Here is a 13,382-nt window from a genome sequence, read left to right as displayed (position 1 = left end):
TCACGACCCGTCGAAGCGGACCTGGACCGCCTCGCCGTGGGCGGGCAGGTCCTCGGCCTGAGCGAGGGCGACAACGTGGTGGGCGACCTCCTGGAGGGCGGCCTCGGTGTAGCTGACCACGTGCACGCCGCGCAGGAACGACTGCACCGAGAGCCCGCTGCTGTGACACGCGCATCCACCGGTCGGAAGGACGTGGTTGGACCCGGCGACGTAGTCACCCAGGCTCACCGGTGAGTGTGGCCCGACGAAGATCGCGCCGGCGTTGCGCACGCGCTCGCTGACCGCGGCGGCATCGGCGACCTGCAGCTCGAGGTGCTCGGCGGCGTAGGCGTTGACGACGGCCAGACCGGCGTCGAGGTCGTCCACGAGGACCACTCCCGACTGGGGTCCGGTGAGCGCCTCGCGGACGCGCTCTGAGTGCTTGGTGGTGGCGACGCGGTCCTCGAGGTCGGCCTGCACCGCCTCGACCAGGGCCACCGAGGCAGTCACCAGGACGGAGGCAGCCTGCGGGTCGTGCTCGGCCTGCGAGACCAGGTCGGCGCTGACGTGGGCAGGCAGTGCGGTGTCGTCGGCGAGGATCGCGATCTCGGTCGGGCCCGCCTCGGAGTCGATGCCGATGACGCCCTTGAGGTAGCGCTTGGCAGCCGCGACGTAGATGTTGCCCGGTCCGGTGACGAGGCTGACCGGGTCGCAGACCACCGTCGCCCCCTCGGCGCCGGTGGTGTCCTCGAAGCCGAAGGCGAACGCCGCCACCGCCTGGGCGCCGCCCACGGCATACACCTCGTCGACGCCGAGCAGCGCGCACGCGGCGAGCACCGTCGGGTGGGGGTAGCCGGTGAAGGCGCCGGAGTTGTCGCGCTGCGGTGGGCTGGCGACGGCCAGCGAGCCGACACCGGCGATCTGGGCCGGGACGACGTTCATGACGACGCTGGAGGGGTACACGGCGCGTCCACCCGGGACATAGAGACCGACCCGGTCGACCGGGATCCACCGCTCGCTGACCTCGCCGCCAGGGACGACGGTGGTCGTGGTGGTGGTGCGGCGCTGGTCCTCGTGGACGATCCGAACCCTGCGGATGGCCTCGTCGAGGGCGGCCCGCACCTGTGGGTCGAGGGACTCCAGAGCCGCCTCGAGCACGGCCACGGGGACGCGCAAGGTCGTCGGGCGGACGCCGTCGAACCGCTCGCCCAGCTCATAGAGCGCAGCAGCACCACGGTGACGAACGTCCTCGCAGATCGGCCGGACCGTCTCGACCGCGGCGGCGACGTCGAACTCCGCCCTCGGCAGCAGGTGACGCAGCTCGCGGACGCCGAGCGGCCGGCCGCGCAGGTCGATCGTGGAGAGCATGGGTCAAGTCTAGGTCGGGCCCACTGGGCGACCCGGTGCGGTCTCAGCCCCCGGTCTGTGCGGAGGACCGTTCGACTGCGGAGGCCTCCCCGGCCTCCCCAGCGTCCCCGGTCTCCTCCTCGCCTGCATCACCAGGGCCTACAGCGCCCTGACTCGCGACGGCCCGACTCCCTGCGCCCTGACTCACTGCGCCGTGGCTCGCGGCGGCGTGGCCCAGTGCGTCCTGGCCCACCCCGGCTTGGCCCACCCCGGCCTGGCGGGCTGCGGCCAGTCGGGCCACCGCCTGGGCAGCCCCGCCCTGCCGGACGGTGAAGGTGGCCTCGACGCTGCCTGCGAGCTCCTCCTTGGGCCAGCGGGCCGCGAGCAGCACGAGCACCCCCAGCGTCACGACGGCACAGATGCCGACCGACGCCGCGGGTGAGGTGCGCTCGGAGACCCAGCCGGCGGCAAGGAAGCAGGCGCCGGTGACGCCCACGGAGAGCGCCCCTGCGAGCCCGAACACCCGACCTCGCATGGCGGTCGGGACCAGCAGGGTGAAGGCAGCCTGCAACGGCAGCATGTAGCACTGCAGGGCGCCGCAGAGGAACCACGCGGCGCCCACCACGACGAGCGGCGGCTCGAAGATCGTCGCGAGCAGCGGCAGTGGAGTGAGCAGAGCAAGGCGCATGACCAGCGCAGACTGGCGCTCGGCGGGCAGCCGCCCGATGATCAGGAGGCCGACGACGGCCCCGAGGATCGGCGCAGCCATCAGCAGGCCGCCCCAGTTCGGCGACGGGCTGTGCTGGGCGGCGTAGGGCAACGCCACCGCTTCGGGCGCCGCAATGGCCAGTGCGCTCGCGAGCGACAGCATGAGCATGTAGGTCAGCACCCGGCTGGATCGGATCTGGCGCCAGGCCTGGCCGACGTCGCCGACCAGGCCGGAGAGTGGTGCGTCATCGACCTTCACGATCGACTTCGGCGGCCGGACCGCCATCAGGATGACAGCGCCGACGAGGAACGTGGCCAGATCCAGCACCAACGTCTTGGTGTCGCCCACGAGGCCCACGATGGCGCCGCCGATGGCCAGGCCGATCGCCTGGTTGACCTGGGCGGCGAGGGTGGTCAGCCCGAATGCCCGCGCATAGAGCCGACGGTCCGGGAAGATGTCGGTCAGCAGCATCTGGCTGGCGGTCACGGCAGGGCCGCCGACGAACTCCAGGACGGCGACGAGCACGAGCACGAGCCACAGGGACTCGGTGACCGACACCGCCACGATGAGCACGCCGACCAGGGCCGCTCGGATCAGGTGGGTCCCGACGAGGCAGACGCGCGGCGGCATCCGGTCGCACAGGGGCGAGAGGAGCGCCCGGCCCAGGATGCTCGGCACCAGGGAGACCGCGAACGTCGCGGCCGTCGCCAACGCCGAACCCGTCCACGAGTAGACCACTGCAGCCACGGTGATGCGGGCGATGTAGTCGCCCCACGTCGAGAGCGTCGCGACCAGGAAGACAGGCAGGAACACCGGGGTGCGGAGGACCTCGGAGAACGAGGGGACCGTGACGGAGTCGTCCCTGCCCGTGGCCATGCGCCGACCGTACCTTCCTAGGTTGAACCGTAAAAGTTGAACTCCGTCACGCTACGCGCATGTCGGGCGATTCGGAGGTAGTCCTCCGCAAGATGTGCACCACTTCCCGGCTCGCGGCCGAGGATTCTGCTGACCCCGTCGGCAACCCGCAGGTCGGAGGGCACGCTGTCGACCGCCCTGCCGCGGTAGAGGACGGAGGCGTTGCGCAAGCGGGAGGCGAAGGACCAGGCGTCCCTGAGGGCGGCGGCGTGGTCGGCGGCGATCAGGCCGGCCGTCTCTGCAGCGTCGAGGGCAGGCAGCGTGCTGGTGGTCCGCAACGTCGGCACGGCATGGGCGTGGCGCATCTGAACCAGCTGCACGGTCCACTCCACGTCGGACAGCCCACCTCGGCCCAGCTTGAAGTGGCTCTTCGGGTCGGCACCGCGAGGCAGTCGTTCTGCCTCCATCCGCGCCTTCAGGGTCCGGATCTCCCGGACCTGCTGGTCGGTGAGACCCTCCTGGGGCCACCGCAACGGGTCGATGAGCTCGACGAAACGCGCGCCCAGCTCGAGGTCGCCGGCCAAGGGAGCGGCCCGCAGCAGGGCCTGGGACTCCCACGTGAGCGACCACCGGCTGTAGTAGGCGCGATAGCTGGCCAGGCTGCGCACGAGCGGCCCGCTCTTGCCCTCGGGACGCAGGTCGGCATCGAGGCCGAGCTGTGGGTCGGGACCGGCAGCGGCCAACAGTCGACGGAGCTCCTGCACGGTCTCGAGAGCCTGCTCCTGGGCCGTTGCCTCATCCGCCCCGTCGACGGGGTCGTGGACGAACAGGACGTCCGCGTCCGAGCCATAGGCGACCTCGCCACCTCCGAGCCGGCCCATCCCGACGACCAGCAGCCGGGTCGACAGCGGCGCGTGCCGCTCCTCGACGGTGCGTTGGGCCACCTGGAGCGCCGTCTCGACCAGCGCAGCGGTGACGTCGGTGAGGGCCTCGCCCACCCCGGCCAGGTCGAGGCTTCCCGAGAGGTCCGCCACGGCGATCCGGAACAGCTCCTGGCGCCTGATGCTCCGCGCCGCCCGCACCGCCTTGTCGGCGTCGTCCTGCCGACCCGCCGCCGCCGTCATCCGGCGAACCAGGTCCTCGCGCGACGACGGAGTCAGCCCGCCCGAGTCGCCGAGCATCGCGACCGAGTCGGGCGCGCCGACCAGCAGGTCTGCCGCGTAGCGGCTCCGAGCGAGGGTGTGCGCGAGGCGTTCGGCCGCGGACCCCTCGTCGCGCAGCAGCCGCAGGTACCAGTGCGTCGAGCCCAGCTCCTCGCTCACCTTGCGGAACGCGAGCAGACCTCCGTCAGGGTCCGCCTCGTCGGCGAACCAGCCGAGCATCACGGGAAGCAGGGTGCGCTGGATGGCCGCCCGTCGGCTCACCCCGGCCGTGAGCGCCTCGAGGTGGCGCATCGCACCGCCGGGGTCGCGGAACCCGAGCGCCGCCAGTCGCTCCTTGGCGGCTTCGGGTGCGAGTCGGGCGTCCGTCGAGCTGAGCCGGGCCACCGCAGCCAGCAGGGGCCGGTAGAAGAGTCGTTCGTGGATGCGGCGGACCTCGCGCGCCTGCTGCTGCCACTGGGCGACCACTGCCTTGGCGGCGTCCGAGCGGTGTCCCAGGGCGCGGCCGAGGCGGCGCAGGTCGGTGTCGGTCGTCGGCATGAGGTGGGTGCGACGCAACCGGAACAGCTGGATGCGGTGCTCGAGGGTGCGCAGGAGGCGATAGGACGCGTCAAGGGTCGCGGCGTCCTCGCGGCCGACATAGCCACCGCGCGCCAGGGCGTCGAGGGCTTCGAGTGTCGTGCCCGAGCGCAGCGCGTCGTCGGAGCGGCCGTGGACGAGCTGCAGCAGCTGGACGCTGAACTCCACGTCGCGAAGCCCTCCAGGGCCGAGCTTCAGCTGGCGCTCGGCCTCCCCGGCCGGCACGTGCTGCTCGACCCGCCTGCGCATCGCCTGCACGTCCTCGACGAAGTTGTCGCGCGAGGCGGCACCCCACACCAGGGGGTTGACGGCGGCGATGTACGCGTCGCCGAGGGCCCGGTCCCCGGCAACGGGGCGCGCCTTGAGCAGGGCCTGGAACTCCCACGTCTTGGCCCACCGCTCGTAGTACGCACGGTGGCTGTCGATCGTGCGCACCAGCGGTCCGTTCTTGCCTTCCGGACGCAGCGCCGCGTCGACCGGCCACAGCGTCCCCTGCCCCGTGGAGGTGGAGCAGGCCCGCATGAGGTGGGTGGCCAGCCCGGTGGCAGCCGCGATGGCGCTGGCCTCCTCCACTCCCTCGCGCGGCTCGGCCACGAAGATGACGTCGACGTCGCTGACGTAGTTGAGCTCGCGCCCGCCCGTCTTGCCCATGCCGATGACAGCGAAGTCGCACAGCTCGGCCTGTTCCCCCATCTCGGCCCGCGCGATGACCAGGGCCGCCTCGAGGGCTGCCTCGGCCAGGTCGGCCAGCGCCGCCGCCGCCTCGGGCAGGGCAAGCTCGGGGTCGCCCGAGGTGAGGTCGAGCGCCGCGATCCCCAGCAGCTGGCGCCGGTACCCGATCCGCAGAGCGTCGTATGCCGTGTGCTCACCGGCCGCGCGAACCGCCTCGACGAGCTCGTGGATGCGTTCGTGCGGCGTCCGAGGCCGAGCCTCCGCCACGCTGCGCCAGTGTTCGGGGTGGGCCACCAGGTGGTCGCCGAGGGCCGTGGAGGCGCCGAGGACGGCCAGCAACCGGTCGCGCGCGGGCCCGCGGTGGCGGAGCGCAGCCACGAGGCCGGACACCTGCGCCTCCGCCCCGGACTCGATGTCGCGGCGCCGTGGCGCAGAGGCACGCAGCGACTCCATGAGCCGCACCAGGCTGAGCAGGGCGAGGTCGGGGTCGGCGACCGCGCCGAGGGCGTCGGGCAGTCCGTCACTGAACAGGTCGTCGAGGGGGTCGATGAGCCCGGCGAGCGCCGGGTCCGCGAGTAGGTGCTCCGCGCGGGGTGGATCGGCAAAACCGAGTCGGGCCAGGGTCGCAGTCTGGGAGACAACGCGGCCTGAGGTCACCGCGACAGCCTACGCACTGGTGGGTGGCACCCGCCCGCTCCGGTCAGCAGGCGGCATACCGGAGCGGGTTGCCGGGGCCGGTCACAGACCGGGCAGGTAGCGCTCGAGTTCGAACCGGGTGATCTCGCCGCGGTAGTCGTCCCACTCGGCCCGCTTGTTGCGCAGGAAGAAGTCGAAGACGTGCTCGCCGAGGGTGTCTGCGACCAGCTCGCTCCTCTCCATCACGCGGATGGCCTCGTAGAGCGAGGTGGGCAGCGGCTCGATCCCCATCGCCTGGCGCTCGGCGGAGGTCAGGCCCCACACGTCGTCCTCGGTCTCGGCGGGGAGCTCGTAGTCCTCCTCGATGCCCTTGAGGCCCGCGGACAGCATCAGGGCGAAGGCGAGGTAGGGGTTGCAGGCGGCGTCGAGGGTACGGACCTCGACCCGGCTGCTCTGGCCCTTGGTCGGCTTGTACATCGGCACGCGAACCATCGCGGACCGGTTGTTGTGGCCCCAGGTCAGGTGGGCCGGGGCCTCGCCCCCGCCCCAGAGCCGCTTGTAGGAGTTGACCCACTGGTTGGTCACGGCGGTGATCTCGGCGCCGTGGCGCAGGAGGCCCGCGATGAACTGCCGCCCGACCTTGCTCAGCTGGTAGGGCGCGCCCGCCTCGTAGAACGCGTTGCTGTCGCCGTCGAAGAGCGACATGTGGGTGTGCATGCCGGACCCCGGGTGCTCGGAGAAGGGCTTGGGCATGAAGGAGGCGAAGATGCCCTGCTCGAGCGCGACCTCCTTGATGACGGTGCGGAAGGTCATGATGTTGTCGGCGGTGGACAGCGCGTCGGCGTAGCGCAGGTCGATCTCGTTCTGGCCGGGCCCGCCCTCGTGGTGGCTGAACTCGACCGAGATCCCCATCGACTCGAGCATGGTGATCGCCGCGCGCCGGAAGTCGTGGCCGGTGCCGTGCGGGACGTGGTCGAAGTAGCCCGCCTGGTCGATCGGCTCCGGGTTGTCGCCCGGCTTGAAGCCGGCCTTGAGCAGGTAGAACTCGATCTCGGGGTGGGTGTAGAAGGTGAAGCCGAGGTCGGCGGCCCGGGCGAGGGCGCGCTGCAGGACGTGGCGCGGGTCGGCGTGGCTCGGGGAGCCGTCGGGCAGGGTGATGTCGCAGAACATGCGGGCGGTCCCCGGGTTGTCGCCACGCCACGGAAGCACCTGGAAGGTCGCCGGGTCCGGCTTGGCGAGCATGTCGGCCTCGTAGACGCGCGCGAAGCCCTCGATGGCCGAGCCGTCGAAACCGATGCCCTCGGCGAACGCCCCCTCCAGCTCGGCGGGGGCGACGGCCACGGACTTGAGGGTCCCGAGCACATCGGTGAACCACAGCCGCACGAAGCGGATGTCGCGTTCCTCGATGGTGCGGAGGACGAACTCCTGCTGACGATCCATGTGTCGAATCCTGCCCTAGTTGTGTTTCCCCAGCGTTACGTGCCACGCGGGTCGGCTGCGTCAAGGGCGGTGGGACGGTGCTTGGGCGTTGCTACGCCGAGGTTCTCAGGCGCTCGAGGCCGGCCAGGACGAGGTCGAGGCCGAAGGCGAACTCGTCTGCCGGGTCATAGCCGGCGGCGACGAGCGCGGCGGCACTCTCGTTGAGGTAGGGGAACTCGTCGGGAGGAAGCTGGGGCAGGAACACGTCCTCGGCCATGTCCGCGAACTCGTCGGCTGTGTCGAACGGCAGGTTGACCGCCTGCAGGGCGAAGCCGTAGACGTAGCCGTCGAGCAACCAGTGGGCGTGCGTCGCCATCGACACCGAGAAGCCGGCCTTGCGCAAGCAGGCGGTGACCGCTTCGCGGTGGCGGAGGTGGGCGAGCCCCGGCGAGGTCCGCGACTCCATCAGGCCGATCGCCCAAGGGTGGCGTGCCAGGACCTCTCGGGCGGACACCGACCTCTTCCGCATCGCCGCCTGCCAGTCGGTCCCCTCCGGCGCGAGCTCGATCTCCCCGAACACGACGTCGATCATGGCGTCGAGCAGCTCTTCCTTGCCCGCCACGTAGTGGTAGAGCGACATGGCGCCGGCGCCGAGCTCGCCAGCCAGGCGGCGCATGCTCAGGCCCTCGACCCCCTCGCCGTCGGCGAGCCGGACTGCCTCGTCCACCACCCGCTGCTTGCTCAGCCCCGCCTCTGACGCCACTTGGCGTTGCTTCCCTGGGGCCACGGGTTCTTGCTCCTCTCGACGGATTGACAACAGTACGTCGTACGAGGATAGTACGGTGTACGACGTACGGTGTACGACAGGTGAATCGGTGAGAGGCCACCGGCCATCCGGACGACGTCGAACCCGCTGCACACCCACCGCCAACCGACTGGAGCCAAGGAGCATGAGAACTAGATCGCAGCAGGACACCGGCACCACGCATGGCCACAGTGGATTCGGTCGAGGGCGGCTCGTCGGCCTCGCGGCGATGGCGCTGGCGGTGATGGTGGTCGTGGAGAACGCCGTGCTGGCGGCAACGGGCGCGCCGTCCTACGGCGCTCCGATCGGCGAGGTGCTCGACTACTACGCGGCCAACCGCGCCTCGGTGGCGATCGCGTCCGGGCTGGTGGCCGTTTACCTGCCGCTGCTACTCGTGTTCGTGACGGGCCTGCACGGGCTCGTGGAACGGGGCGGCGGAGCGGGCTCCGACTGGTCGCGCCTCGCCGTCGCCGCTGGTGCAACGCTGTCGGCCACCTTCGTGCTGGTCAATGTGCTGCAGGTCGGGCTCGCACTGTCCGCCGGCGGCGTCGCGGAGCCGACGCCCCTGTTCGAGCTCGTGTGGCAGGTTCACGCGGCGGCCTTCGCGCTGGCGATGCCCATGCTCGGCGCCACCCTCGTCGGAACGGCCCTCGCTGCGCACGCGAGCAGGCTGACTCCGGCGTGGCAGCGGTCGCTGGGCCTGGGGGGCGGGGGCCTGCTGCTCGTCGCGGGGGTCGGCAACCTGGCGATCGCCGACGGCTCGGCGCTGATCTTCGTCGGGCTCCTGGGTTTCGCCGCCTGGCTCGTATGGCTGCTCGCAACCGGCGTGCGTCTCGTCCGGACGTGACCAAACCACGATGCGGCGCTGAGGTCGCGCACCAGAAGAACGCGCGCCTGTGGTCAGAGTCCGGAAACGTTGAGTAGCGGCTCCTGGCTAGCGTCCGGATCGCCGGTCCAATCGAAGGTTCCCGCCGCCTGGAGTGCCGCCTTCACCTGAGCCGGGGTGGCGCTGGGATGCGTGGACTTGTAGAGGGCTGCGGCACCCGTGACGTGCGGGCTCGCCATCGAGGTGCCGGAGATGGTGTTGTAGCCGCCGCCCCGCCAGGTCGAGAGCACGCACACACCGGGTGCGGCGAGGTCGACGGCGGGACCGAAGTTCGAGAAGCCGGCGAACCGGTCATCCACGCCGTAGGCGCAGGTCGGGGTGCCGGTGCCTCCCGGGGCGCCGTCGAAGTCGGTGATGGCGGAGACGGTGATCACTTCCGGGAAGCTGGCCGGCACGAAGAAGGATGCGTCCGCGGCGGAGTTGCCGGCGGACACGACGTAGGTGACTCCGGCGGCCACGGAGGCGCAGATTGCCTGCCGCAGGCCCCCATCGGTGCAGGACCCGGGGCCGCCGCTTCCCCCGAGGCTCATGTTGGCGACGTCGATCGTGTCGCTGTGGGCGGTGACCCAGTCGATACCGCACATGATGCTGGACCAGGTGCCGCCGCCCTGCGAGTTCAGCACGCGCACCGCCCACAGCCGTGCACCTGGAGCCACACCCACGACGCCGACCTTGTCGTCCTTGGCGGCAGCGGTTCCCGACACGTGGGTGCCGTGGCCGTTGAGATCCGCGAACGACGTGCCGCCCGCCACGCAGTTGACACCGCCGACGACGTTGAGGTCTCGGTGCCTGGGGTCGATGCCCGTGTCGATGACCGCGATATCGACGTCGACCGCGCCGCGTCCGTTGCCTGCGGCGGTCGAGCTCTGCGGGGCGCCGATCCGGTTGATGCCGGCTGGGACCGTCTGCGCGGTGATGCTCACCTCACGGTCGGCCACCACTGCGGCGACCGCCGGGTCTGCCGACAGGCGTGCGACGTCGCGAGCCGACAGCTTCGCGGCATACCCGTGCAGCGCGTGCCGGTAGACATGGGTGACCTCCGCACCTCGCCCATGAGCTGCAGACGCCGCCCTGTCCGGGTCCCCGCTGCGGAGGCTGACGATGTACGAGGCCCGGGTGTCGTCTGGAGCGACCCCGGCCGCGCCCCTCGCCGGGAAGGCTGACCCCAGTGTGCAGGCGGCCACGACCACCGCAACGCCCATCGATCGAAGCGCCATGACCGACCCCCGTCCTCGTCGAAGCAGGCAGGTGCCCGCGTCCCGACCCTAGAAGCGCTCCGCCGCCGCCGCCTCACCCGATTGAATGATTTCCGCTCGGTTGCCCGGGACTACCTTCGGTTGCACCCGAGGCGCACCAACGTGCCTCGCCGCAGAAGGGGACAACCATGAGTCTTTCCTTGCGTATCGCGGGTGCGGGGGCAACGGCCGCGTTGGTCGTCGGCGCGTGGGCCGCGCCGGCGTTCGCGGCACCCCCCGGCAATGACACCTATGGCGGGCGAATCGTCGTCAGCGGTGTCCCGTACACCACCCAGGTCGACACCACGCAGGCCACCACCGATGCCGACGACACCCCCATCCGCAACCAGTGCGGGGCGCCTGCGACCGATGCGAGCGTCTGGTACCAGTTCTCGACACCGACGGCGGCGACCCTGATCGGAGACGTGCGTGGGTCGAGCTACTCCGCTGGTGTCGCTGTGGCCGTCGGCTCGCCTGGCTCCTTCACGGTTCTGTCCTGCGGCCCGGGCGGTGCGGTGTGGGACGCGGAGGCCGGGACCACCTACACCCTCCTGGTCTTCGACGACCAGATCGACGGTGTCGGCAACGGCGGAACACTCGACCTGGTCATCGACGTGGCACCGCCGCCGCCGGACCTTGAGGTGACGGTCAACCCGACCGCCAACTTCGTCAGCCGTACCGGTAGCGCAATCGTCTCGGGCACCATCATGTGCGGCGCCGATGCGGACTTCGCCTTCCTCGAGGCCCAGCTCACCCAGAGGGTCGGCCGCGTGCTCATCCGTGGCTTCGGCGGCACCGAGGTCACCTGCGACGGGACCACCCGTCCGTACACCTTGGAGATCATCGGCGACAACGGGCTCTTCAAGGGCGGTAAGGCGGCCCAGCTGACCTTCTCGGCGGCCTGCTCGTTCCTGTGCTCCGAGTACTTCGCGGAGCAGACGATCCAGCTCAAGGGCAGTCGCAAGTAGGCGCTCTCACACAGCGGTTGGGTATGCCGCGTCCCACCGGCGCGGCATACCCACTATCCGACAGCCGGTCCATCAACTGGCGCGCGGCGGTGCTCGCTGGTGCCCTCATGTGGCCGCGCTTCGACATGACGGCGCGGTCAGCGGCATGAGCGTGCACATACCTACCGCAAGTCACGCACGGGGCTGACGCCCCACTTCTCAATCGTGAACCGCCAGAAGAGCGGCAACAGATCTGACACGGGCCGCTCAATCGAGTCGCCCGGGCCAGTCGCGGTCTCGTGACCAATGCGGACTCGGTCAGCTCGCACGAGCGTGACACGAAGCCAGTCCGGGCTAGCAGACACCGGCGCGGTCGTCACCACTAGATCCTCGTGAGATGTGTGCGCCGCGAGCGTGTGGGTTGCGCCCTCAGCCATGACGCTCCGAACCAGTTCCAGCATCGGATTCACGAACGTGAAGGCATGGTTGTCGATCAGGTCCTCATAGAACGCCTCAATCTCATCCCACGCGGTCACCGTGAAGCCAGCCATGTGGCCAGCCTGCCGCACCGGAGTTCGGTCCGCAGCCAATGCACGCTCATCGGCATGAGCGGAAGTTGGGTCGGCGATCAGGCTGCTTGGTGACCGTGGCGATCCATGGGGTGGGTGATGTGCGTGCGGCCGTCGGGCGCGATCCAGGTGCAGATGCCCAGCTCGTCCATCTCGACCTGCCAGCCGGCATGGTGCTTGAACCCGTGGTGGGTCGAGCACAACGTCTGGAGGTTGGTGACGGTGGTCGGACCGTCGGGATGTCGGACCACGTGGTCGAGCTGGCACCGTCTGGCGGCGCTGGCACAGCCGGGGAAACGGCAGGTGCCGTCGCGTGACCGCACGGCTCGCGCAGTCCTTGCGCCGGGCCGGTAGGTCTGTGGGTCCTGCCACCGGATCGCGCCGGTGACGGAGTCGCTGCGGGCGATCCGGATGGTGACGTCCGGGTCGTTGAGCAGGGCGACCACGTCCGCCGGGAGCAACGACCCGAGCAACGGCACCTCGGTGTGCGCGGAGACGAACCACAGGGTCTCGTGGTCGTGCAGCACTCCGTCATCGAGCTCCTCGCAACCACCGAGGTCGACGTAGCCGCCGTTCGGCTCGGGCGACTCGAGGTCGGACGGCTCGTCGAGGCATTCGGCGGAGACGCCGAGGTCTGGCCGGCTGGCGAGGCCGCTGTCGATCGGAGCGACGAGCTCGATGGTGGTGCTGATCGTCGCGTTGGCCGCGATGAGGTCGGCCAGGGCATCGACCCGCGCGGCGCCCATCGGCAGGCCCGGCTGGGCACGGGCGTACTCGGCCGCGAGACCGTCTACCGCACTCCAGACCTGCATGGCCACGGGCGTCGGCAGGTCGGCCACGAGCCGGGTCATGCCCTTGCACTCACCCGGGCGAACTCGCACGTCGCTGCGGCTCCGCGCCAGCACAGCCAGACGATCGGCGTCGTCAGGGGCGCAACGGTCGGCCGCACGCCGTGCCCGGCGGCGTAGGGCCGCGCAGGACATCTGGGTGACGCCGCCCTCCAGCACGCGAGCCTCGAACTCGTGCAACCGTGCCCAAGGTGCGGCCGCCGACTCGGCGACGACCGCGTCGACACGGTAGGGCTCGAGGTCCCCGGACCAGGCCAGCGCCTGCACCTGGGGCAGCGCGCAGACGACGCGGCGGGCGTGGTCGATGCGGGTCGACATGGTGCGGGGTGACACGTGCAACAGAGCCGCGAGCGAACCCGCCGCGATGGCGTGGCCGGACAGGTGCTGGCGACGTCCGCCGGCCCGGGCCACGTCAGCCGCGTCGAGATCGGTGCGCTCATCGCACCGCCTGGCCACCGTCTCCATGGCCGAGCGCTGCCGCGCAGTCGCCGCGCTGACCACCCGCTGGGAGGCGAGGACGAGGGCCTCGGCCTCCTCGACCGACAGGTCGGCGATCTGCTCGTCCGTCATGGTGAAGAGCGCACCTGCGAGGGCGGCCGGGTCGGTCGCCTGCACTGCTTCCACACTGTCGAGCATGTTTCCCACACTAGCGACCACCACTGACAGTCCAAGGTGAGCAGCTCGGGAAAACCGTTGGGATGGAATGGGATTGAGCACCTGTTCCCCGCGTTCGTGG

General features: G+C 70.8%; 11 protein-coding genes. 3 read left to right on the top strand and 8 right to left on the bottom strand.

Annotated elements, in window-relative coordinates:
* The 5 genes from hisD to AC1DWR_RS14525 all read right to left on the bottom strand — a co-directional run bounded on the left by hisD (position 1) and on the right by AC1DWR_RS14525 (position 8,143).
* Positions 1–1,347 (bottom strand): histidinol dehydrogenase, encoded by a 1,347-nt coding sequence (gene hisD / locus AC1DWR_RS14545; RefSeq protein ID WP_477624701.1) that lies wholly within the window; start codon positions 1,345–1,347, stop codon positions 1–3.
* Positions 1,348–1,390: 43 nt separating this feature from the next.
* Positions 1,391–2,911 (bottom strand): MFS transporter, encoded by a 1,521-nt coding sequence (locus AC1DWR_RS14540; protein ID WP_477624700.1) that lies wholly within the window; start codon positions 2,909–2,911, stop codon positions 1,391–1,393.
* A gap of 17 nt (positions 2,912–2,928) precedes the next feature.
* On the bottom strand, positions 2,929–5,958 hold the full coding sequence (locus tag AC1DWR_RS14535) for a bifunctional [glutamine synthetase] adenylyltransferase/[glutamine synthetase]-adenylyl-L-tyrosine phosphorylase (protein WP_477624699.1): 3,030 nt from the start codon (positions 5,956–5,958) through the stop codon (positions 2,929–2,931).
* Positions 5,959–6,039: 81 nt separating this feature from the next.
* Positions 6,040–7,377, bottom strand: coding sequence for a type I glutamate--ammonia ligase (gene glnA / locus AC1DWR_RS14530; RefSeq protein WP_477612640.1), 1,338 nt, complete (start codon positions 7,375–7,377; stop codon positions 6,040–6,042).
* 91 nt (positions 7,378–7,468) lie between these two features.
* Positions 7,469–8,143 carry a TetR/AcrR family transcriptional regulator gene (locus tag AC1DWR_RS14525; RefSeq protein WP_477624698.1) on the bottom strand — a complete coding sequence of 225 codons (675 nt, stop codon included), beginning with the start codon at positions 8,141–8,143 and terminating at the stop codon, positions 7,469–7,471.
* A 163-nt stretch (positions 8,144–8,306) separates the two neighbouring features.
* Here AC1DWR_RS14525 and AC1DWR_RS14520 point away from each other — a divergent pair, with 163 nt between their 5' ends.
* Positions 8,307–9,008, top strand: a complete 702-nt coding sequence (locus AC1DWR_RS14520; RefSeq protein ID WP_477612638.1) for a hypothetical protein — start codon at positions 8,307–8,309, stop codon at positions 9,006–9,008.
* A gap of 53 nt (positions 9,009–9,061) precedes the next feature.
* Here AC1DWR_RS14520 and AC1DWR_RS14515 read toward each other — a convergent pair whose 3' ends face one another.
* Positions 9,062–10,264, bottom strand: coding sequence for a S8 family peptidase (locus tag AC1DWR_RS14515; protein WP_477624697.1), 1,203 nt, complete (start codon positions 10,262–10,264; stop codon positions 9,062–9,064).
* Between the two features lie 167 nt (positions 10,265–10,431).
* Between AC1DWR_RS14515 and AC1DWR_RS14510 the strand changes: the two genes are divergently transcribed.
* Together AC1DWR_RS14510 and AC1DWR_RS14505 are read left to right on the top strand one after the other, a co-directional pair.
* Entirely contained in the window at positions 10,432–11,250 is an 819-nt protein-coding gene (locus tag AC1DWR_RS14510; RefSeq protein ID WP_477624696.1) for a DUF6299 family protein, read from the top strand.
* A gap of 23 nt (positions 11,251–11,273) precedes the next feature.
* Entirely contained in the window at positions 11,274–11,399 is a 126-nt protein-coding gene (locus AC1DWR_RS14505) for a hypothetical protein (RefSeq protein ID WP_477624695.1), read from the top strand.
* 12 nt (positions 11,400–11,411) lie between these two features.
* Here the strand turns inward: AC1DWR_RS14505 and AC1DWR_RS14500 are convergent, their stop codons facing one another.
* Positions 11,412–11,780, bottom strand: coding sequence for a hypothetical protein (locus AC1DWR_RS14500; protein ID WP_477624694.1), 369 nt, complete (start codon positions 11,778–11,780; stop codon positions 11,412–11,414).
* A gap of 77 nt (positions 11,781–11,857) precedes the next feature.
* Positions 11,858–13,282, bottom strand: coding sequence for an HNH endonuclease signature motif containing protein (locus AC1DWR_RS14495; RefSeq protein WP_477624693.1), 1,425 nt, complete (start codon positions 13,280–13,282; stop codon positions 11,858–11,860).
* Positions 13,283–13,382 lie beyond the last annotated feature (100 nt).

It is taken from the genome of Pedococcus sp. P2_E2, assembly GCF_056403955.1.
This window is presented reverse-complemented; position numbering and strand designations above follow the sequence as displayed.

What these genes read in the sequence shown, in the direction of transcription:
- hisD (WP_477624701.1), bottom strand. Translation starts at nt 1,347, where the DNA reads ATGCTCTCCACGATCGACCTGCGCGGCCGGCCGCTCGGCGTCCGCGAG.
- AC1DWR_RS14540 (WP_477624700.1), bottom strand. Translation starts at nt 2,911, where the DNA reads ATGGCCACGGGCAGGGACGACTCCGTCACGGTCCCCTCGTTCTCCGAG.
- glnA (WP_477612640.1), bottom strand. Translation starts at nt 7,377, where the DNA reads ATGGATCGTCAGCAGGAGTTCGTCCTCCGCACCATCGAGGAACGCGAC.
- AC1DWR_RS14520 (WP_477612638.1), top strand. Translation starts at nt 8,307, where the DNA reads ATGAGAACTAGATCGCAGCAGGACACCGGCACCACGCATGGCCACAGT.
- AC1DWR_RS14515 (WP_477624697.1), bottom strand. Translation starts at nt 10,264, where the DNA reads ATGGCGCTTCGATCGATGGGCGTTGCGGTGGTCGTGGCCGCCTGCACA.
- AC1DWR_RS14510 (WP_477624696.1), top strand. Translation starts at nt 10,432, where the DNA reads ATGAGTCTTTCCTTGCGTATCGCGGGTGCGGGGGCAACGGCCGCGTTG.
- AC1DWR_RS14505 (WP_477624695.1), top strand. Translation starts at nt 11,274, where the DNA reads ATGCCGCGTCCCACCGGCGCGGCATACCCACTATCCGACAGCCGGTCC.
- AC1DWR_RS14500 (WP_477624694.1), bottom strand. Translation starts at nt 11,780, where the DNA reads ATGGCTGGCTTCACGGTGACCGCGTGGGATGAGATTGAGGCGTTCTAT.
- AC1DWR_RS14495 (WP_477624693.1), bottom strand. Translation starts at nt 13,282, where the DNA reads ATGCTCGACAGTGTGGAAGCAGTGCAGGCGACCGACCCGGCCGCCCTC.